This window comes from Paenibacillus sp. CF384, from assembly GCF_900106745.1.
Classification (GTDB): domain Bacteria; phylum Bacillota; class Bacilli; order Paenibacillales; family Paenibacillaceae; genus Paenibacillus_Z.
In genome coordinates this window covers 111919-133381 of record NZ_FNNV01000015.1, presented here as the reverse complement: position 1 = coordinate 133381, position 21463 = coordinate 111919, and the positions used below count along the sequence as shown (strand labels likewise).

Annotated in this window: 20 protein-coding genes and 1 riboswitch; of the genes, 16 read left to right on the top strand and 4 right to left on the bottom strand. The window is 50.1% G+C overall.

The window, feature by feature from the left end:
- Positions 1-4 precede the first annotated feature (4 nt).
- Positions 5-457: a VOC family protein gene (locus tag BLW29_RS22305; RefSeq protein WP_090983710.1), complete on the bottom strand. Its 453-nt coding sequence runs from the start codon at positions 455-457 to the stop codon at positions 5-7.
- Between the two features lie 576 nt (positions 458-1033).
- Here BLW29_RS22305 and rocF (BLW29_RS22300) point away from each other — a divergent pair.
- The 3 genes from rocF (BLW29_RS22300) to rocF (BLW29_RS22290) are packed head-to-tail and all read left to right on the top strand — an operon-like array spanning position 1034 to position 4163.
- The gene (gene rocF, locus BLW29_RS22300) at positions 1034-1945 is read left to right on the top strand and encodes an arginase (protein WP_090983708.1); all 912 of its coding nucleotides are present in this window, start codon (positions 1034-1036) and stop codon (positions 1943-1945) included.
- A gap of 41 nt (positions 1946-1986) precedes the next feature.
- Positions 1987-3177, top strand: a complete 1191-nt coding sequence (locus BLW29_RS22295; RefSeq protein ID WP_090983706.1) for an ornithine--oxo-acid transaminase — start codon at positions 1987-1989, stop codon at positions 3175-3177.
- Between the two features lie 53 nt (positions 3178-3230).
- On the top strand, positions 3231-4163 hold the full coding sequence (gene rocF / locus BLW29_RS22290; RefSeq protein WP_256208796.1) for an arginase: 933 nt from the start codon (positions 3231-3233) through the stop codon (positions 4161-4163).
- Between the two features lie 57 nt (positions 4164-4220).
- Here rocF (BLW29_RS22290) and BLW29_RS22285 read toward each other — a convergent pair whose 3' ends face one another.
- Positions 4221-5975, bottom strand: a complete 1755-nt coding sequence (locus tag BLW29_RS22285; RefSeq protein ID WP_090983702.1) for a sigma-54 interaction domain-containing protein — start codon at positions 5973-5975, stop codon at positions 4221-4223.
- A 214-nt stretch (positions 5976-6189) separates the two neighbouring features.
- On the opposite strand from BLW29_RS22285, the gene BLW29_RS22280 reads away from it, so the two are divergent.
- The 5 genes from BLW29_RS22280 (at position 6190) to BLW29_RS22260 (ending at position 12060) form a co-directional block, all read left to right on the top strand.
- Positions 6190-7104: a proline dehydrogenase family protein gene (locus BLW29_RS22280; RefSeq protein WP_090983700.1), complete on the top strand. Its 915-nt coding sequence runs from the start codon at positions 6190-6192 to the stop codon at positions 7102-7104.
- Between the two features lie 53 nt (positions 7105-7157).
- On the top strand, positions 7158-8726 hold the full coding sequence (gene pruA, locus BLW29_RS22275) for an L-glutamate gamma-semialdehyde dehydrogenase (protein WP_090983839.1): 1569 nt from the start codon (positions 7158-7160) through the stop codon (positions 8724-8726).
- Between the two features lie 115 nt (positions 8727-8841).
- Positions 8842-10101, top strand: a complete 1260-nt coding sequence (locus BLW29_RS22270) for a Glu/Leu/Phe/Val family dehydrogenase (protein WP_090983698.1) — start codon at positions 8842-8844, stop codon at positions 10099-10101.
- Position 10102: 1 nt separating this feature from the next.
- Complete coding sequence (locus BLW29_RS22265; protein ID WP_090983696.1) at positions 10103-11509, top strand: NAD-dependent malic enzyme; 1407 nt, start codon at positions 10103-10105, stop codon at positions 11507-11509.
- A 203-nt stretch (positions 11510-11712) separates the two neighbouring features.
- A complete protein-coding gene (locus tag BLW29_RS22260) occupies positions 11713-12060 on the top strand; it encodes a hypothetical protein (protein WP_256208793.1) in 348 nt (115 codons plus the stop codon).
- 103 nt (positions 12061-12163) lie between these two features.
- Here the strand turns inward: BLW29_RS22260 and BLW29_RS22255 are convergent, their stop codons facing one another.
- Positions 12164-12646, bottom strand: a complete 483-nt coding sequence (locus BLW29_RS22255) for a chromate efflux transcriptional regulator ChrS (RefSeq protein ID WP_090983694.1) — start codon at positions 12644-12646, stop codon at positions 12164-12166.
- Positions 12647-12866: 220 nt separating this feature from the next.
- Positions 12867-12977, top strand: a riboswitch (guanidine-I (ykkC/yxkD leader).
- A 74-nt stretch (positions 12978-13051) separates the two neighbouring features.
- Between BLW29_RS22255 and BLW29_RS22250 the strand changes: the two genes are divergently transcribed.
- The 8 genes from BLW29_RS22250 (at position 13052) to BLW29_RS22215 (ending at position 20843) form a co-directional block, all read left to right on the top strand.
- Positions 13052-14218 (top strand): amidohydrolase family protein, encoded by a 1167-nt coding sequence (locus BLW29_RS22250; protein WP_090983692.1) that lies wholly within the window; start codon positions 13052-13054, stop codon positions 14216-14218.
- A 36-nt stretch (positions 14219-14254) separates the two neighbouring features.
- Positions 14255-15019, top strand: a complete 765-nt coding sequence (locus tag BLW29_RS22245) for an ABC transporter ATP-binding protein (protein ID WP_371264771.1) — start codon at positions 14255-14257, stop codon at positions 15017-15019.
- A 2-nt stretch (positions 15020-15021) separates the two neighbouring features.
- Entirely contained in the window at positions 15022-15891 is an 870-nt protein-coding gene (locus BLW29_RS22240) for an ABC transporter permease (RefSeq protein WP_090983688.1), read from the top strand.
- Positions 15892-15949: 58 nt separating this feature from the next.
- The gene (locus BLW29_RS22235) at positions 15950-16933 is read left to right on the top strand and encodes an ABC transporter substrate-binding protein (protein ID WP_177186768.1); all 984 of its coding nucleotides are present in this window, start codon (positions 15950-15952) and stop codon (positions 16931-16933) included.
- Between the two features lie 76 nt (positions 16934-17009).
- Positions 17010-18605: a gamma-glutamyltransferase gene (gene ggt / locus BLW29_RS22230; RefSeq protein WP_256208810.1), complete on the top strand. Its 1596-nt coding sequence runs from the start codon at positions 17010-17012 to the stop codon at positions 18603-18605.
- Between the two features lie 18 nt (positions 18606-18623).
- Complete coding sequence (locus BLW29_RS22225; RefSeq protein WP_090983681.1) at positions 18624-19175, top strand: chromate transporter; 552 nt, start codon at positions 18624-18626, stop codon at positions 19173-19175.
- Positions 19176-19205: 30 nt separating this feature from the next.
- Positions 19206-20435 (top strand): amidohydrolase family protein, encoded by a 1230-nt coding sequence (locus tag BLW29_RS22220; protein ID WP_090983679.1) that lies wholly within the window; start codon positions 19206-19208, stop codon positions 20433-20435.
- 30 nt (positions 20436-20465) lie between these two features.
- Positions 20466-20843, top strand: coding sequence for a nucleoside deaminase (locus BLW29_RS22215; protein WP_177186766.1), 378 nt, complete (start codon positions 20466-20468; stop codon positions 20841-20843).
- A 94-nt stretch (positions 20844-20937) separates the two neighbouring features.
- Here the strand turns inward: BLW29_RS22215 and BLW29_RS22210 are convergent, their stop codons facing one another.
- Positions 20938-21417, bottom strand: a complete 480-nt coding sequence (locus BLW29_RS22210; protein ID WP_090983835.1) for a carboxymuconolactone decarboxylase family protein — start codon at positions 21415-21417, stop codon at positions 20938-20940.
- Between the last annotated feature and the right edge of the window lie 46 nt (positions 21418-21463).

Here is a 21463-nt window from a genome sequence, read left to right as displayed (position 1 = left end):
TCCCTTATTTATTACCGAGTTGTTCCGCCAACCCGATCAGAAGTCCTTCATTTCCACGAATGTAGCAGAGTCGATACGAGTTCTCGTACTGAACCACTTCGCCAACGAGCTGAGCACCATGCTTCATGAGTCTGGATATCAATTCGTCAATGTTCTCAACGGTGAACATGACGCGCAGATAACCGAGGGCATTTACAGGAGCAGTTCGGTGATCCGAAATGGTCGGTGGCGTGATAAATCGCGAAAGTTCAATTCGGCTGTGGCCATCAGGGGTAACCATCATAGCAATCTCTACACACTGTGAACCTAGCCCGGTTACGCGACCAGCCCATTCACCTTCGACAGTAGCTCGTCCTTCAAGCTTCAAGCCAATTTCCTCGAAGAAAGCGATGGCGTTATCAAGGGATTCGACGACAATGCTGACATTGTCCATTCTAAGTAATTTGCTATTTGCCATAATTAGATCTCCTTATGTGTTATAGTATTTGCCCAATCACTTCAATAATAGAACATTTGTTCTTATAAATCAAATAAAAAACCAATAATTTCCTTACGAGACACTCTTGTTTTTTTTGATTCCCAAAAACCTTCAATCCGAAGTTATAACGGATTGAAGGTTTTTCGCTCTAAAGTTGCACGGAGCATTAAAGTTACTTCAGGAGGGGATGGGTGTGGGGAGTGGAGAAGCGCCAGCGTCCGTATTTGTACTCGAATAATATCCGCAGGGTATTGTTCAAATTAATTCGAGTACAAGAAACGGTCGGAGCCCCCACACCCGATCCCCTCCGGTGCGCCGCAGTATCTCGCCCGTCACTCTCGTCACGCTTGTCACTCACATTTCGCCCGTCACTCTCGTCACTCCTGTCACTCTCATTTCGCCCGTCACTCGACTCCTCACATTTCGCTCACACTCTGCGACGTGCATAAAAATACATAGGTTTTCTCAATTGTAATCATTAAGGATTTCAATTTTTTCAATAAAAATCGCTATGCTACAATGGACATACTTGAAGATATGGAAGGAGTGCAGCAGATGAACGCGGTGAAAAACAACAACATTTCCATAATCGGTGTGCCGCTGCAGTATGGTGCAGATCGCAAAGGCGTTGACTTGGGCCCGGATGCGATTCGAGGCGCGAATCTTCATGAACGGTTGAAAGCGCTCGGTTTTAACATAGAGGATCTCGGCGATCTTAGCGTACAACGTAAGCTTGAAGCACCTAAACAAGGTGAGAAATTGAAGCACTTAAGCGAAATCGTACGCGTCAACACGGAGCTGTGCGAGCAAGTTTCCGCTGAAATGGGTAAAGGCCAATTCCCGCTCGTTCTTGGCGGTGATCATAGCATTGCAATTGGAACCATTAAAGGTGTTCTGCAGCATGTGAAACGGCTTGGCGTGATCTGGTTTGATGCACATACAGACGTCAATACACATGAGACTACGCATTCCGGTAATATCCATGGCATGTCGCTGGCAGCCGTACTCGGTTACGGGCATTCTGATCTTGTAGGCATTGGCGGCAGCGAGACTAAGCTTCGTCCGGAGAACGTTGTCATCATTGGTGCTCGGTCGATCGATCCGGGGGAGCGCGCTTTTCTGAAAGAGAAAGGTATTCGCGTCTTCACGATGCACGACATTGACCGCAATGGGATGAAGCAGGTCATGGAAGAGGCCATGGAGATCGTGACGAACGGCACAGACGGCGTCCACCTAAGTTTGGACCTTGACGGCATGGACCCGTTCGAAGCGCCGGGCGTAGGAACGCCGGTGTCAGGCGGGATGTCGTATAGGGAGAGCCATTTTGCGATGGAGCTGCTCTTCGAACGCAATATTCTGGTTTCCGCGGAATTCGTTGAAGTGAATCCGATGCTGGATCAGCATAATAAGACGGCAATGGCTGCAGTGGAATTGATCGGATCGGTGTTTGGCGAACGTATCCTGTAACCGCATATGCTGTAAGAGACATCGTAAGGGAGAGTGCCAGTATGGGTACCGTGACTAAACGCATTATCGAACAAACGGAGCGCTTCGGCGCCCCGAACTATCATCCGCTGCCGATCGTCATTTCGAAGGCAGAGGGCGTATGGGTGGAAGATCCGGAAGGCAATAAGTTTATGGATATGCTAAGCGCGTATTCGGCACTGAATCATGGACACCGCCATCCCCGCATCATTGCGGCACTCAAGGAGCAAGCGGACAAAGTGACGCTTACTTCGCGCGCGTTCCATAATGACCAGCTTGGCGAGTTCTACGAGAAACTGACTGCGCTAACCGGCAAAAGCATGATTCTGCCGATGAACACTGGCGCAGAAGCCGTTGAGACAGCGCTCAAAGCGGTTCGTCGCTGGGCATACAGCGTGAAACAAGTGCCGGCAGATCAAGCGGAAATTATCGTGTGCGAAGGCAATTTTCACGGACGGACGATTACGGTCACGTCGTTCTCTTCCTCGGAGGAGTATAAGGAAGGGTTCGGACCGTTTACACCGGGCTTCAAAATCATTCCTTACGGCGATCTAGATGCGCTGCGAGCAGCCATTACGCCGAACACGGCAGCGTTTCTCGTTGAGCCGATTCAAGGTGAGGCCGGTATCATCATCCCTTCAGAAGGTTTCCTAAAGGCAGCTGCTGAGCTATGCAAGGAGAATAACGTGCTCTTCGTGGCGGACGAAATCCAGACGGGATTCGGCCGTACCGGCGAGTTGTTCGCATGCGACTGGGAATCGGTGGTCCCTGATATGTACATTATGGGTAAAGCGCTTGGCGGCGGCGTATTCCCTATCTCGGCGGTTGCGGCAAACGAAGAGATTCTCGGCGTATTCAGCCCAGGTTCTCACGGCTCGACCTTCGGAGGCAACCCGCTAGGCTGCGCGGTAGCAATTGCTGCGCTGGACGTGCTTCAGGATGAAGAACTGGTGAAACGCTCGAATGAGCTTGGTGCTTATTTCCTGGAGCAGCTTCGTCAGATTGCAAATCCGGTTATTAAAGAAGTACGCGGACGCGGTCTGTTTATCGGTCTGGAGCTGCACGGCGAAGCTCGGCCTTATTGCGAGAAGCTGAAGGAGCTGGGTCTCTTGTGCAAAGAAACGCATGAGACGACCATTCGCTTCGCGCCTCCGCTTACGATTACGAAAGATCAGCTGGATTGGGCGATCACGCGCATCAAGCAGCTTTTCTAATCCGGCCGAAGCCGGCAATAAGCACGTAAACGACGAGTAGGATGGTGGCCACGATGGCAGAACGGAACCAAGCAGAGAACAAGAAGAAGTTGAGTCTGATCGCGGTGCCTTTCGGACTCGGAGCGGGAAGACCGGGCACAGAAGAAGGACCGGAAACCATGATGCAGGTCGGATTATTGCGTCAGCTCCGCAAGACAGCCTACGAGATCGCAGGCGAACATAAAGTGAAGTGTCCGCAGAAGCCGACAGCGGCGTCAGCCAAGGACTCTAGCCTCAAGCATTTGCCTGAAGTGAAGGAAATGAGCAGGCAAGTGGCTGACATCGTCGCTCAGGAAGTGAGCAAAGGCAGCATTCCACTCGTGCTTGGCGGAGATCACAGCGTAACGATTGGCGTATTGGCAGGTCTTGCGAAGGAAATCGCTAGCGTTGGTGTCATCTACTTCGATGCGCATGCAGGACTCAACACGGAAGAGAACACGCCGACAGGCAAGATGGGCGGGATGTCGCTTGCCGTCGCGCTTGGCAAAGCCAAGCTTACGCTTGCCGACATTACGAGCGGGGTATCCGCGAATGCGATTAAGAAACAAAATGTAGTCCTCATCGGAGTGCGCGATGTTGAACCGGAAGAGCGAGCGCTCATTCTGTCCGAAGGGATCACAGTGTTCACGATGCATGAGATTGACCGGATGGGCATTGAGAAAGTGATAGCCAAGGCAGTAGAAATTGCGGGACAAGGCACAGACGGCATCCATGTAAGCTTCTCCGCAGACTGCCTCGATCCGATGGAAGCACCTGGAGTCGGCATGCAAGTTCCGGGTGGACTGACGTATCGTGAAGCTCATTTTGCCTGTGAGCTGCTTGCAGAATCGAATCGCATCATCTCCATTGACGTCGTTGAAGTAAACGGTATGATGGATGAAAGCCGCCGCACAGCTCGTCTTGCTATTGGACTTATTGCTTCTTTACTTGGTAAACGAATCATTTAAGCGAAGAAAAGCCGTTACGACAACGATCCCCGGGATCGCTCGCAACGGCTTTTCTCCTTATTCCAGCCCGAATTCCTTCATCTTGTTGTACAGCGTCCCGCGGGATACACCGAGCAGCTTAGCCGCGGCGCTCTTATTGCCGGCGGTCTTGGCCAGCGCATCGTGAATGAGCAGCTGCTCCTCTTCGTTGGTGCTGCTTGCCTTTAATCGTTTCTCGCCATCGGCAGTAACGGAGTCGGCTTCCTTGCGGGTAAGAGCCAAGCTTGGCTGTCTTGCCTGAAGCGCTGGTGGCAAATGCTCTAATGTAAGGGTGTCTTCATCGCTTAGAATGATGCAGCGTTCAATGACATTGCGCAGCTCAAGGATGTTGCCCGGCCAGTCATAATTGGCAAATGCGAGCATTACTTCCGGCGACAGCACAGGCAGCGGCTTCTGATAATGCAGCGAGAACTGCTTCAGGTACATCTGCAGCATCGCCGGAATATCTTCCGGCCGCTCCCGCAGCGGCGGGATGGAGAGGGAGACGACATTCAGCGCATAATACAAATCGGACCGGAATAGCTGCTCCGCTACTTTGGCCGCCAGGTCAGTCGTCGTTGCCGCAATAATTCGCGTTCGCAGGGCAATCGGTTTGCTGCCTCCGGTGCGGGTAATCGTTTGCTGCGAAATGTAATGGTACAGCTTTGCTTGCAGCTCCAGGGATAGACGGTCGATTTCATTAATGAACAAGGTTCCGTCCTTAGCTTGCTCCAGTTTGCCGGCTTCCCCGGCTTCCGCACCGCTGAAAGCACCGCCTTGGAAACCGAAGAGCTCGGTTTCGAGCAGGCCCATCGGGACGATACCGCAATTCACAGACAGAAACGCGTGATCGGCACGCGGCCCGGAATTATGAATAATTTGAGCAAGCTGTTCCTTGCCTACGCCGCTTTCGCCGATCAGCAGGACCGGGGTGTCAGTAGCTGCGACCTTATTCGCCCACTGCATGACTTTTCCGATGGCCGGTCCTTTGCCTTTCATGAGGGAATACAGTTCCGTATCCGCTGATTTCTGCAGATGCGAGAAGGTATGCGCGGAGCTCAATTGTTCATTAAGTCTAACGAGCTGCGTAATTTCCTGCTCGGCTGCAATGCCGCCAATAATTACGCCTTGAGAGTCGCGAATAGGTGCGGCATTAATGAGAACATGCGTATCTTCGCGCGGCCGATGATAGGTGTTGCGGATCATTCTGCCTTCGTCGAGTATTTTCAATACCATCAGGGTCTCGGTTTCGAAATGTTCGCCGATGCGCCTTCCGAGAATGTCGGCTTTGGGTAAGTTATAGATTTCTTCGGCGACCGGGTTCCAGCAGATGACCTCCCCGCTGCGATCGACGACCGTAACGGCTTCCGTAACCGTCTCCGAGAGCGTAGTGAAATAAGCTTCCCAGCGCTGCTGCTCGGAGTGGAGATGACGGATTAGATCGGGCAGATGGATGTAGCCCAGAATGGTACCGCTTGTTTCGCGAAGAAGAACCGGACGATTCGTCGTTAAGGGGAATAAGTTAAAGTTGTCATTCGTTACATCGCAGAGGGCAGAACGGAACCACGGGTTCTCGCCGAACAGCTCCGGTGCTGAAGCATGATGGCTCAGAAGTCCGCTCTCCAAGAGAGCCAGGTCTTCAGGAATGACCAGGACAGCTTGTTTCAAGTCTTCCTTAATAGCAAGGATGACGGCTTTGTTTTCTCTTAAAGGTTGCAGCAGTTGTTCCACTGTCGCTGCGCCAGGCAGAAACATCATTTGATTGTTCAATGGTAGTTGTTCAATTTTGAACATAACAGCCCTCGCTATGGCGTAAGATGACTCAAATTTACCATACTTTGTCGAATATATTCAACCGAATTGCCCGTAGAGAAGGTTGTACAATTGTTCAAAACATTGGATGAACACTTTTATTGAACGAATACTGTTCAAAACATCAATTCGAGTGTATAATTCTCTGTAGTGAAATGAACAACTTTGTACAACTCGACTGGGGGGACTTGATCGCATGGAAATGATGCTTCGAAATATGTTTCAAGCATTGGGCAAGAGCCGATCTGCCAACCGTTTAGCTAAGAAATATGGTCTTCGCTTTGGCGCGGCCCGTTTCGTTGCAGGTGAGACGATTAAGCAGTCGATCGATGCCGTACGTAAACTCAATGATGATGGTCGTATTGCGACGCTGGATCATTTGGGTGAATTTGTGTTTAGCGAAGAAGAGGCACGTGAGTCCGCTGATATGTGTATTCAGACACTTGATGCGATAGCAAGCTCCGGCGTTACTTCCAATCTGTCGCTGAAGATGACCTCGCTAGGTCTGGATATCAGCCGCGAGCTTTGCATGAGCAACATGAGACGGATTTTGACTCGTGCTCGGATGCATAATAATTTTGTCCGTATTGACATGGAAGATTACGCGCATTGCCAAGTATCGCTCGATATTTATGAGGAGCTTCGCAAGGAATTCGACAATGTCGGCATTGTCATTCAAGCGTATTTGTACCGGACGGAGCAAGATATTCAGAACCTGAATGCGCTTAGCGCGAATTTGCGTCTCGTGAAGGGTGCATACAAGGAATCGCCGGATGTGGCGTTCCCGGAGAAGAAAGATGTGGATGATAATCTGAAACGGATTATCCAGCAGCATATGAAGAACGGCAACTACACCGCAGTTGCCAGCCATGATCCGGCCATTATTGATTTTACGAAAGCATTCGTTCAAGTGGAAGGCATCTCGAAGGAGCGCTTCGAGTTCCAAATGCTGTATGGGATCTGCGAGGATCTGCAGAAGCAGCTCGTGCAAGAAGGCTACCGTGTTCGTGTGTATGTGCCTTATGGCGTCGATTGGTTCGGTTATTTCATGCGCCGCCTGGCTGAACGTCCGGCCAATGTTTGGTTCGTGCTCAAGAACATGTTTAAGTAAATAATAGCCTTACGACTACATTAGACCCGTAACCGGGAGAGGAGCCTGACATGATGAAGACATTTACTGAAGTGAAACCATATGCGAACGAGCCGTTTACGAACTTTGCACTTGAAGAGAATAAGCAAGCCATGCAAGCGGCAATTGCCAAGGTGAAATCTGAATTAGGTCGTCATTATCCGCTTACGATCGGCGGCGAGAAGATCGAGACGGAAGCGAAAATCACGTCAATTAACCCCGGTAATATAGACGAAGTAATCGGTTATGTGAGCAAAGCGGATCAGAAGCTTGCTGAGCAAGCGATGCAAGCCGCATTGACTACATTCGAAACATGGAAGAAAGTACCTGCCCGCGAACGCGCCGAGTACTTATTCAAAGCAGCGCATCTGATGCGTGAGCGTAAACATGAGTTCTCCGCGACGATGATTCTGGAGTCCGGCAAAAACTATGTAGAAGCTGACGTGGATACTGCGGAAGCCATTGATTTCCTGGAGTTCTACGGTCGCGAAATGATTCGCTTGAGCAACACGAACGAAACACAGCCGCTTACGAAGATTCCGGGTGAAGATAACAAGATTACGTATATTCCGCTAGGCGTTGGCGTTGTTATTCCCCCATGGAACTTCCCTCTTGCGATCTGCGTAGGGATGACGACAGCCGCTGTTGTTTCGGGTAACACCGTGCTGTTGAAACCGGCATCCACAACACCGGTTATCGCGCATAAATTCTTTGCTCTCATGGAAGAAGTAGGATTGCCGGCGGGCGTTATCAACTTCATTCCGGGCAGCGGCGCTGAAGTGGGCGACTACTTGACGACGCATCCGAAGACTCGTTTTATCAGCTTCACAGGTTCCAAAGAAGTCGGTCTTCGGATCAACAAGCTGGCAGCTGATACCGTTCCGGGTCAAATCTGGATCAAACGCGTCATTGCCGAAATGGGCGGAAAAGACGGTATCGTCGTCGACGAAACGGCAGATCTGGAAGCAGCGGCAGCAGCAATCGTTGCGTCTGCATTTGGTTTCCAAGGACAGAAATGCTCGGCCGGCTCGCGTGCGGTTATCGTGGAATCGGTTTATGATCAAGTGGCTGAACGAGTTGTTGAATTGACGAAGAAGCTGAAGTGGGGTCTGCAGGAGCATGATTTTGCAGCAGGTCCGGTTATCGATCAAACATCTTATGACCGCATTCTTGACTATATCGAAGTGGGTAAACAAGAAGGCACGCTGCTTGTTGGCGGGGCTAAAGCTGAAGGCAACGGCTACTACATCCAACCGACTGTGTTCGGCGATGTAGGCGGCAAAGCGCGGATCATGCAAGAAGAGATCTTCGGACCGGTGCTTGCGCTTGCGAAAGCGAAAGACTGGCAGGAAGCGATCGCGATGTACAACGATACCGAGTTTGGTTTGACGGGTTCGTATTTCTCCACGGACGAAGATCGCATTGCAGAAGCGCTGGAAACCGTTCACGCCGGTAACCTCTATATCAACCGCAAGTGCACAGGCGCACTTGTAGGCGTACATCCATTCGGCGGTTTCAATATGTCCGGTACGGATTCCAAAGCAGGCGGCTACGATTATCTGCTGCTCTTCACACAAGCTAAACTGACTTCCCGCAAAATCTAATGAATGTTGCGGCCCTCTATGCATGCGAATGGCTTGGAGGGCCGTTCTCTTTTCGCGCTAAAGCCAAGCCATCATTTCATCGATCTTCACATCCACCTGAGGGGGCCCTATACAAATGAATGAGGTCAAAGAAAAAGAAAACGTCGACGTACTTGCAAGAACGCAGCAAGTCATTGAAACGGCTTTAACTAAGCTTGGATATGAGAGCGCTTTCTACGAACTGCTGAAGGAGCCGCTGCGTCAGCTAACCGTTCGTATCCCGGTGAAGATGGATGATGGCAAGGTGAAGGTGTTTACGGGCTACCGGGCGCAGCATAATGATGCGGTTGGTCCGACTAAGGGCGGTGTTCGTTTCCACCCGGATGTTACGCAGGAGGAAGTGAAAGCGCTGTCGATGTGGATGAGCATCAAGTGCGGCATTACGAATTTGCCGTATGGCGGCGGCAAGGGCGGCATTCAGTGTGATCCGCGTACGATGTCTTTTGGCGAGTTGGAACGGCTTAGTCGGGGTTATGTAAGAGCAATCAGTCAGATTGTAGGGCCCACGAAGGATATTCCGGCACCGGATGTATTTACGAATTCGCAAATTATGGCATGGATGATGGACGAGTACAGCCGCATCCGTGAATTTGATTCTCCGGGATTTATTACCGGGAAACCGCTTGTGCTTGGCGGTTCGATCGGCCGCGAGTCTTCGACGGCGCTTGGCGTGAGCATCGTCATGTATGAAGCAGCTAAAGTGCTTGGAATCGAGATCAAGAAGGCCCGCGTCATCATCCAAGGTTTCGGTAATGCCGGCAGCTATTTGGCGAAATTTCTTCACGATGCCGGGGCAACGATCGTCGGTATTTCCGACGCGGCCGGTGCTCTCTACAATCCGGAGGGACTTGATATCGACCATCTGATGGACCGCCGCGATTCCTTCGGCTGCGTGACCAATCTGTTCCCGAATCGCATTACGAATCAGGAATTATTGATTCAAGATTGCGATATCCTAATTCCGGCGGCAATCGAGAATCAAATTACGGAGGACAATGCGCATCTTATTAAAGCCAAACTGCTTGTAGAGGCGGCCAACGGGCCAACGACACATATGGCTACACAGATTTTGACTGAACGCGGCATTATGATTGTTCCTGACGTGTTGGCAAGCGCGGGCGGCGTGGTTGTATCGTATTTCGAATGGGTACAAAATAATCAGGGATACTATTGGACAGAGGAAGAAGTTAATGATCGTCTGAAGAAAATTCTTGTGGATGCGTTCAACAACGTGTACCGTACTTCCCAAGAGAAGAAGACAGATATGAGGCTGTCCGCCTATATGGTAGGATTGAAACGAGTAGCTGAAGCCGTAAGATGGAGAGGTTGGGTCTAAGATGGCACAAACTAGCATTATTTTCAGGTTGGAGCTGGATCACAAGAAAGTGACCTTCGGCGATGTAGCCGCAACAATCAGCAAGGCGGGCGGAGATATTACGTCGATTGACGTTATCCGCCCCGGTCATGACACGTCAACACGCGATATAACGGTCGATCTCTCGGATAAGAATGAATCGGTTATGGTGGATGCGCTGCGCGGACTGGACGGCATCTCCGTAATCAACGTGTCGGACCGTACGTTCTTAGTTCACTTGGGCGGGAAAATCACCATTCAACCGACGCTGCCCATCAAGAATCGCGATGATCTATCGAAGGTATATACACCAGGAGTGGCGCGCGTCTGTACGGCAATCGCCGAGAATCCGCATAAAGCCTATTCGCTTACAATCAAACGTAATACGGTTGCGGTCGTCACGGACGGTACTGCGGTTCTAGGTCTTGGAGATATCGGGCCACATGCCGCGGCACCGGTAATGGAAGGGAAGGCGATGCTGTTCAAGCAGCTCGCAGGCGTGGATGCGTTCCCGATCTGTCTGGATACGAAGGATACGGAGGAGCTCATTCGGACCATTAAAGTGATGAGCCCCATCTTCGGGGGCATTAATCTAGAGGACATCAGTTCTCCGCGCTGCTTCGAAATCGAAAGCAGGCTAGCCGATGAGCTGGATATTCCGGTCTTCCACGATGATCAGCACGGTACAGCCGTTGTCGTCATTGCAGGATTGCTGAATGCGCTTAAGGTCGTAGGCAAACGAATCGAGAATATTCGGGTTGTCGTGAACGGCATTGGCGCGGCAGGCGTTTCGATCTGCAAAATGCTGCTGCAAGCCGGCGTGAAGCGGCTCGTCCCGGTTGACCGTGACGGTGCCATTATTCGGGGCGGATCATATGAACATCACCCGATGTGGCAATGGCTCTCGGAGCAGCCGCAGGTTGAAACCACTAGCGGCACGTTAAAGGAAGTCATCGCAGGTGCCGATGTATTCATCGGGGTATCGCGTGCGCGCGTGCTTGGTGAGGAAGACGTGAAACGAATGGCTCCGGGAAGCATTGTGTTCGCGATGGCTAATCCGGAGCCGGAGATCACGCCGGAAGAGGCGCTTCCGCATGTGGCGGTATTTGCAACGGGACGAAGTGATTATCCGAACCAAATCAATAATGTACTCGTATTCCCGGGCTTGTTCCGCGGAGCACTCGATTGCCGGGCAAGAAGAATCAATGAACCGATGAAGCTGGCGGCAGCAAGGGCGATCGCATCGGTCGTCTCAAGCAGCGAGCTCAATGAGCACTACATAATTCCGAGTATTTTCAACGAGCAGGTCGTGATCCAGGTTCGCAAAGCGGTCATCGAAGCGGCCATTCTGACGAATGTCGCAAGACGGACGCCGCCGGAATATCGCTAAGCTGCTCTTACAAGCATCGATAGGCTGCAGGATAAGGTTGCTCCTTCCTGCAGCTTTATTTATGATTGGAATTGTTACTATTATCTTACATCTGCAGGGAGAGGGACGTTCTGACTACACATAAACAATTGGCATCATCATGCTTCAACAAAGTTTGGGATCTGCTTAGTAAAGAAGAGCGAACGGAGCGGGAGAACGAAGAGATGGTGCATCTGTGCCATAGCTCGTTCTGGCATTGGACTCAGGTTGAGGAGCATACGCCAGCGAATCTCTCTGTCGGTTACTGGCAGTTGGCTCGCGTTTACGCGGTTATCGGACAGGGGAGTCAGGCGCTGGATTACGCTGACAAATGCTTGAAAGTCAGCGCTGATGCGGAGCTGGACGCTTTCTATATGGCCTATGGTTATGAAGCAGCTGCGCGGGCTTACTCGGTGCTCGGCAATGCGACCGATAAGGATGAAGCGTTGGCGAAGGCTGCTGATTATATGGAACGGATTACGGATGCGGAAAGCAAGGGATGGGTCGCTGCTGATCTTGCGACGATTTCTTAAAAGCATAAAATGAAGTCTTACGAACCCAACAGCCCCAAATTGAGCGAAAATGGCCGATCTACGGATCAACCATTTTGACGCCAACTATGGGCCGAAGGGTTCTTTATAATTTCATCCCAAATCGGCTTTTATAGCGCTTCATGAGCAATTGACAATCTACGCTTACGACACCTTTCATGGCGTACAGCTTCTCCACCAGAAATGATTCCATGAATTGAATGTTCGGGAAGATCGCATGCATATGCAGCTTGCTCGGTCCTGTCATGTGATATAAGCTCGTGACCTCGTCAACGGTTGCGAGCTTTTCTGATATCTCCTGCAGGTGGGAAGGTTCAACATCCACATTAAAGAAGGCAGACACGTGAATACCGATCTTAGCGGGATTGATAACGGCAGTGAAACGTTCGATGACTCCGTTCTCCAGCAAAGCACTTATCCTCGATTGCACGGCTACCCGCGATAAACCAATCTCCTTGCCGATATCGGTGTAAGATATCCTCGCATTGTCATGAAGAAACTGAATGATTTTGCGATCAATCTCATCTAAAGGGTATTCTGCCCATTCATTCTTTTCGTAATTTTCCATGCTCGTCCTCCTGAATTCGATATACAAATAGCGATAATAACCCAATTTATTTAACGAAACGTAAGTATAAATTCATCATATACTAACCAATGGAATTTTCAATTGATATTTTCATGTCGTAATGAAAATATTGTTGTTGCACAAGCGAAATTTGTTTGATATGTTATATGCATGTTAATAAACATAACATAAACGAGAAATCACCTCCAAACAATTGAATATGAATGACATCTAGGGTTCCACAATGTCGATAATTACTTCATTGGTTCGGTCCGAGAGTTGTCACATGGCAAAGTTGCCGTGCACACGGAGGGATAAAAGCCCGGGAGATATCTTAGCAGATATTTTTCGGGCTTTTTATGTTGTCTTATACCAAGAGATCCATACTGGCAGGAGGGGATAACAGTGGGGCAATGGCTGCGTAATGTAATGGTGAATGAGGGGATACACCACATTTACATCGATCAAGGAAGAATAACTGACATCATACCGAAGCAAGACTTGATTCCACATTTCGATAAGAGTTGGAATGCCGAGAACTTGCTCTTGCTTCCGACGCTGGAGGATTATCACGTACATTTGGATAAGCAGTTTCCTGTAGACCGATGGTTATCGCGAAGAAGAACTGCCACCATACTCGATCAGTTTCAACTGGAGAAGGAGCTGCTAACACCTCACAGAGCAGACTTATTAGTTCGTGCTAAACAAACGCTGGATCACATGCTGGCATGCGGTACGACTCGCGCCAGAGTTCATGTCGATATCGATCCCGAAATCGGTTTACGTCAGTTGGAAACGATTGTTCAAGTACAAGAGCTGTACAGAGGTTTGGTAGATATTGAAATCGCTGCTTTCCCGCAGCAAGGTCTGCTCCGCTCCTCGTCAGTTCCGCTTCTGAAGCAAGCCCTCCGTGAAGGAGCGACCATAGTCGGTTGTGTCGATCCAGCAGGCGTTGACCGTCAGATTGAAGCTTGCTTGGATGCCGTGTTTGAGATGAGTGTGGAATATGGAGCAGGTGTTGACATTCATTTGCATGATCCAGGTCATCTCGGCCTTTATACCATTGAACGCATTATTGACTACACACAACAAACAAGTAAGCAAGGAAAAGTAGCCGTCAGCCACGCCTATTGCTTAGGAGAAATCGATGAGCGAGCTTCAGAAGAAATCGCGTATCGCCTCGCGGAGCAGAATGTCATGATCATCACGAGTGTGCCTATCGATTCCACGATGCCAAGAGTGGATCAGCTTACAGCGCTCGGCGTTAACGTCAAGCTGGGCACAGACCATACGGGACTGGATGCATGGACCCCTTTCGGAAGCCCGGATTTGTTAGCACGAGGCAGAAGGCTTGCTGAGAAATACATGTGGAATGACGATGAACGGCTTCGAGCTGTATATCCTTATCTGACTTCGGTTCCGCTGAAAGTTCATATCGGAGATCAAGCCAATTTCATGTTAGTTCAGGCGCTGAATGCGGAGCATGCGATCGCTGCAGCGCCTCAAAGGGAAATCGTTGCTGTCCAGGGTAAGGCTGTCGCCGGTAAGCAAATCGACCGAGCATGGCAATAAGAAGCTGAGATGACGAGAAACGAGAGGGGAATGGCGATGATTGCAGAGAAGGCTATACAAATTAGCAATGTCTCGAAGCGATATGGAACAGGTACGCTGGCGCTGCGGGAAGTCGACTTGGATATCGGAGAAGGTGAGTTTGTTTCTCTGGTAGGTCCGTCGGGTTGCGGCAAATCAACACTGCTGCGGATTATGGCCGGACTGGGCGAAGCAACCGAAGGCGATGTGTCCGTCCTTGGTCAGCCTTCACAGCAATTGATGAAAACGAGCGGTCAACTCGGCTTCGTGTTTCAAGAAGCTAACCTAATGCCGTGGCGCACAGTAGTCGAAAATGTTGAATTACCGTTAGAGCTTCGTGGAGTAGGGAAGAAGGAGCGGCGCGAAGAGGTAGACCGCGTATTGCGACTCGTGAGATTAGAGAGCTTCCGAAATTCATATCCCAAAGCACTGTCAGGCGGCATGAAGATGCGAGTGTCCATTGCTCGCTCACTCGTCTCGAATCCCAAAATCCTATTCATGGATGAACCCTTCGGCGCACTGGACGAGATGACTCGGCATCATCTGCACCAGGAACTGCTTGAGATTTGGCGCCAATCGAAGCTTACAGTTGTATTCGTAACCCATAACGTATTTGAGGCAGTCTACCTTTCCAGCAAGGTCGTCATTATGAAGTCTTATCCGGGTCAAATTAGCAGCACGATTGATATCTCTGCTCCTTACCCGAGGGACGACGAGTTTCAAGCTTCTGCAACCTTCGGACAGTTGGTGGATCAAGTATCGAAAGCTTTAAAGGGGGGCTAGAGATGAATGATATTTTGAACATCGAAGTAAGCGCAGCACCGGCCAAACCTGTGAAGGATCAATCTGCCGCTCACAAGCCAAGTAATGCGAAGCGTATCATTCCAATCGCTGCACCGCCGATCATTCTCATGCTGGCCGTTCTGGTGATATGGCAGGTCATTACCGTCATATTTGATCTTCCAAGATACATTCTTCCTTCGCCGGCGGCAATTGCGAAAGCAGCATCGGAGAGGGGCGGTGACCTGCTTCGCTCCGCTTTCAATACTTCATTATCGGCATTCTTCGGTTTCCTGCTCAGCATCGTGATCGGGAATCTAACCGCGCTGCTAATGACGGCATCCAAATGGGTACAGCGAAGCTTGTCTCCCTACGCCATCGTCCTCCAGACGATACCCGTTGTAGCTGTTGCGCCGCTAATCGTCATCTGGTTTGGTACCGGGATGAATTCGATTATCATCATTTCCTTTATCGTAGCGGTATTTCCGATTATCTCGAACAGCAATCTGGGCTTAAATGCGACGGACCACAACCTAGTGAACCTCATGCGCATGTATAACGGAACCGGCTGGAAAATGATGTGGAAGCTGCGTATTCCTTATGCGATGCCCTACATATTAGGCGGGATGAAGATCTCATGCGGTCTCGCCGTCATCGGCGCCATTATTGGTGAATTTGTAGCCGGTATTGGTGGAGCAAAAGGAGGGCTTGGGATTGCCATTACTTCGGCAGCGGTGCAAATGCAGACCCCTTACTTGTTTGCTTGCGCGATAACCGCCTCCTTGCTTGGCATGATCTTCTTCGCTGGCATCTCCATTTTATCCCACTACGTCCTCAGACATTGGCATGAATCAGCTTCTCAAACGGAGAACTGACCGATACAGATGGTTTCAACGCTTCACCAATTATAGATGATGGATGGGGAGATTGAGGATGAAGATGATGGAGAAAACGAAATTGGCTGCATGTACAACGATTCTGGCTGCGGTATTGGCAGGTTGCGGATCCAATTCGGGATCTTCTGACGAGCCAGTCAAAATTACGCAAACGATGAGCTGGTTCGCTCAACCCGAAATGGGTGGACACTATGGCGCGGTAGCCGGCAAGATTTACGAGGATGCCGGACTAGACGTTACGTTACAACAAGGCGGACCTCAAGTGTCCAACGTGCAGCTGCTTGCTTCCGGCAAAGTGCAATTCGCCATGGCTAATGCGGATGAGGTCGTGCTTGCCCGCAATGAAGGCATCCCGATCGTGACGATCTTTGCCAATCTCCAAACCAATCCGCAAAACCTCATTTTTCACAAAGACTCCGGCATTACGAAGATTGAAGATTTGAACGGACGTAAGGTATACACGGCGACCGGATTCCCTTTCTGGCAGTACCTTAGCTACAAATATAAATTGGATAACGTGCAAGTGCAGAATTACACGGGTTCACTGGCGGGCTTCTCCGCGGATAAGGATTCGGTCACGCAAGGTTTTGCAACCAACGAACCCTACGTGCTCAAAGGAGAAGGCATTGATGTGGATTGGTTCTTGAATGCGGATCTGGGCTACAACCCATACGGAAATGTCGTCATCACAACGGAAGACATGATTAAGAATCATCCCGATACTGTCAAAAAATACTTAAAAGCAACCATAGAAGGTTGGGATTATTATTACGCGCATGGCGATGAAGTGAATAAACTGATTAATGAAACGAACAAGGACTATTCCCTCGATCATCTGAAGAGCTCACAAGAAATTACGAAAGACTTTGTATTCGGCGGAGACGCGGCTTCGCACGGATTAGGCTATATGTCGGAGGAGCGTTGGAAGACGCTTGTGGACGAGATGAAGGAAGCCGGCATGATCAAGAAAGATATCTCAACGAGCGAGCTTTATACGAATGATTTTCTTCCGGAGAAATAGAAGGATGGTGTAGTTCGGGGATCCCCATGGGGGTCCCTTTATGCCAAACAAAGGAGGTAACGCGGTGAAAAACATCATGCCGATGTCCTACAAGAATATGGTTGCAGCACCGTATTACTTGGCCTCACAGGTGGGAAATCAAATTTTATGTCTCGGCGGCAATGCCATGGATGCATCGGTTGCGGTCAGCGCCGCTCTTGGCGTTGTTTATCCCCATATGACCGGAATTGGCGGCGATGCCTTCTTCATGATTCATCATAATGAGACTATTATGGGATTTAACGGCAGCGGCAGATCAGGTGGACTGGCCAGCAGAGATTATTATTTGAATAAGGGCTTGAATTCGATTCCCAGTCGGGGAGTCGAGAGCGCAATTACGGTTCCGGGTATGGTCGATACATGGTGGGAAGTATGGTCGCGTTATGGACGGCTGCAATGGGCGGAATTACTCGAGCCTGCGATTAAGTACGCGGAGGATGGTTTCCCGATATCAAGAGATTTGCATCACTGGATGGTAACAGACGAGCAGCTCATTCGAGCAAGTGAGCCTATGTCAGCGGTGTTCCTGAAAGATGGGAAGCTGCTGGGACTTGGAGATCGTCTTGTTCAGCCAGCATTAGCGGTAAGTTTAAAAGTACTTCAGTTGGAAGGCAGAGCTGCCTTCTATGAAGGTTCAATAATGAAGGCGATCACCGAGTCAATGGAGCGGGATGGCGGATTGCTTCGAGAAGCGGATTTTCGCAGTCATCATGGGGAATGGGTGAAACCCTTGTCGATTAATTATCGAGGCTACGATATCTATGAGATGCCGCCTAACTCGCAAGGTTTTTCCACGCTCATGATGTTGAACATGCTGGAAAATGTGAATCTAAATCAGATCCCTCGACATTCAGCGGACTTCTACCATTTGGCGGTGGAATCGATCAAGCTTGCTTTCATGGAGAGAGATCGGTATGTAACCGATCCGAGATTCACAGCGGATATCCCGATGGAGAAGCTGCTGTCCAAAGCTTATGCGAAGGAATTATTCGAGCACGTGTATAGAGTTGAAGGTTCGCCTATTCATGTCAAACCACACCTGTCGCCTGTATTAGGGCAGGACACTGCTTACGCTGCAATCGTCGATGGTGAAGGAAATGGAGTTTCGTTTATTCAAAGCCTCTATTTCGATTTCGGCTCTTGTTATATGGCGGGAGATACAGGGATTATTTTGCAAAACAGAGGTTCGTACTTCTCGCTTGATCCGGGCCATGTGAATACGTTGGAACCGATGAAAAGAAGCTTCCATACCTTAATGCCTGCGATGATCTGCAAAGATGGTGCGCTCTACGCATTGCTCGGTACGCAAGGCGGGGAAGGTCAGCCCCAGACGCAGCTGTCTCTCATTACGGGCTTAATCGATTATGGCCTTACCATTGCCGAGGCGATCGAGCTGCCGAGATGGGTATACGGCCGAACATGGGGAACAGACAGTGACGTACTTCGAATGGAAAATCGTGATCCGGAGTCGGAAGAAGCGGCTTGCGAATTGGCGGCATGGGGGCATCAAGTACAATTATTTGGCAGTTGGGATCGGATTATGGGGCAGGCGCAGGGCATCGTCATCGATGCGAACGGACTTCGAAGCGGTGCTGTCGATCCGCGTGGAGACGGTATGGCGATCAGCTCGTAGAGGGAAGGAATTGTGCAGATGAGCCTATTATGGAAATTATTCATTGCTTTCGGCTCAGCGACGATGCTGGGTTATGGCGGAGGACCTTCGATCATCCCGCTCTATCAAGATCAAGTGGTCAACCGCAACGGTTGGATGGATACGTCGGAGTTCGGCAGCGCGTTGGCATTCGGGAACGCGTTGCCGGGGCCGATTGCAACTAAGCTTGCCGCGTATATAGGTTTTAAAGTTGCCGGATGGGGCGGCGCAATTGTCGCTTTGAGTGCGGTAGTGCTGCCCACCGCATTACTGATGGTCGTGCTCTCCGGCATATTGGTGAAGCTGGAGCATGTTCCGGTCATCAAAGGCATGATCAAAGGCGTTCAGCCAGTTATCTTCACGATGATGGCGCTTCTTGCTTATGACTTTGCGAAATATGCTTTCCAGCCCGGCACAAGCGCGCTTGGCTTAAGCTTTCTACCGTTTATGATTGCATGCATGTTCTTTATTATGGTGCAGTATTTACATTGGAATCCGGTCTGGGGCATCTTAGGTTCATTGGCATTAGGAGCATTGTTTCTGAGAGGATAGTCGTCGTTAGCGGAGAGAAGGCAGGTGTCTATGTTAGATTTATTATTTCATAACATTGGGATTCCCACCGGCAAGGGTCGTTATCATGTCGGAGTTAAGAGCGGGTCGATTGTCCTTTGCGAGCCTGCAGGCGTTGAATTACCTAATGCACGCGAAATAATTGAAGGGGAAGGCAACATCCTGCTGCCTGGTTTGGTTGAAACGCATATTCACCTCGATAAAGCATTTCTAACCGAAAAGTCGCAGGTCGCTGCAGGCGGACTGGCTGAGGCGATTGCTGTAACTCGAGCGTTGAAAAGCAATTATACGTACGAAGATATATATAACCGGGCAACGCGGGTTCTCGAACGCAGTGCGAGATTCGGCGTGACAACAATGCGCTGCCAGGTTGAGGTGGACCCGATCATTGGACTTCAGGCGATGGAGGTTACACTCGCACTAAAGGAGAAGTGGCGAGATACGATTGATATGCAGCTTGTTGTTTTTCCGCAAGAGGGGATCATGCAGCAGCCAGGTACCGCGGAGCTGATGGAGGAATCGCTGCGGATGGGGGCCGATGTGGTCGGTGGTATACCTTATAACGATTACTCAGCGAGTGATCATATCACATTCGTATTTGATCTTGCGGAGAAGTATGGAAAACCTATAGATTTACATATCGATTTCTCTGATAATCCGAGTGAACTGAACGTGCTTACGGTTGCGACAGAAACCATTAATCGTTGTTATCAAGGGCGAGTAGCCGCAGGTCATGTTACATCGCTTGGCTCCGTCATGCGCGAGAATGCGCTTGAATATGCTGAGCGGCTGGCTAAGGCGGATTTGCAAATCATGTGTCTGCCGGCGACAGACCTCTATCTCGGAGGCAGGCAAGATATTCAAGCCGCACGCCGCGGGTTGACCCCGGTCAAGCTGCTGCACGAAGCAGGCGTGAACGTGACGATGGGGACGAACAATATGCGCAATGCTTTTACACCGTTTGGAACAGGCGATCCGCTAGATATAGCTTTGTTATTAGCTAATACCGCGCAGTTTGGGACGGTGCTTGAACTCGAGCAAATCATGCAGATGGCGACAAGCCATGCTGCGCGTGCACTGGGTTTAACGCAATATGGGCTGGCTGTTGGCGCTAAAGCCGATCTTGTCATGGTGCAGGCCGAACGGGTAGAGGATATCATCATCGATCGCCCTCCACGCTTAGGCGTTTGGAAGAATGGAGTGAAGAAAGCCGAGATGTTCGTAGAGACTAGGCGGTTCTAATCCAGAGATCGGAGGAAAGGGCGGAACATCTTGTACATTGAAGATACACTTAAGTTAGCTGTGAAATTAGCCGATGAGAATTGGCAGACCGGCCATGGCGACCGTTACGGAGCTGTATTGGTGAAGAACGGCAGCATCATCGCCACCGGAACGAATGAAGTGAATTGGAAATGCGATCCGACCGCACACGCCGAAATACAAGCCATCCGTACCGCCTGTCTTGCAATGAACGTCACCGAGCTGATAGATTGCGAATTGTATGCCAGCGACGAGCCTTGCCCGATGTGTATGAGTGCTATCCGGTGGAGCGGTATCAAACGAGTTTATTATGCCCGTGCATCAGAGACTAGCTTTCAAGATAATTGGAGCGAGGGAGCGGCAATCACTAGTCTGCATCTCATGGAATGAGTTTGTTAGCAGCAAAAAAAGGAAGCTCCTGAATGCAGGCATTCGGGAGCTTCTTTGTGGGTTCAGCCGATTATTCGAACTTCAACCGCTTCAATCAGTTCAAGCCGGCTTTAGTCAAACCGAATGCCACATCTGCCGATCCAGGCTCATATTTAAATGCGATGTTGATGCGATTCCATGCATTGATGGCCATAACCGAGTAGGAGAGGTCAGAAAGTTCTTTCTCCGAGAATTGCTCGCGAACGCGATTGTACACTTCGTCCGACACGCCATGCTCAGGAAGCTTAGTCAGCACTTCAGTCCATGCCAGCGCTGCGCGTTCACGCGGCGAGAACAACGTGGATTCTCTCCAGATGGACAGGTGATACAGACGAAGCTCTCTTTCACCGTTGATCTTAGCTTGCTTAGCATGCATGTCAAGGCAGAAGCCGCAGCCATTCATTTGGGATGCACGGATATGAACAAGATCGAGAATGGATTCTTCAATCGCGCTTGTTTTCTCGGCATTGCTGAAATTCATCAATTGCTTAAAAAATTCCGGTGATTGCTGCATGTAATTTATACGTTGGCTCATAGTCGTTAATTCCTCGCTTTGCTCGTTTTGTAAGTTCGGTTTAGTA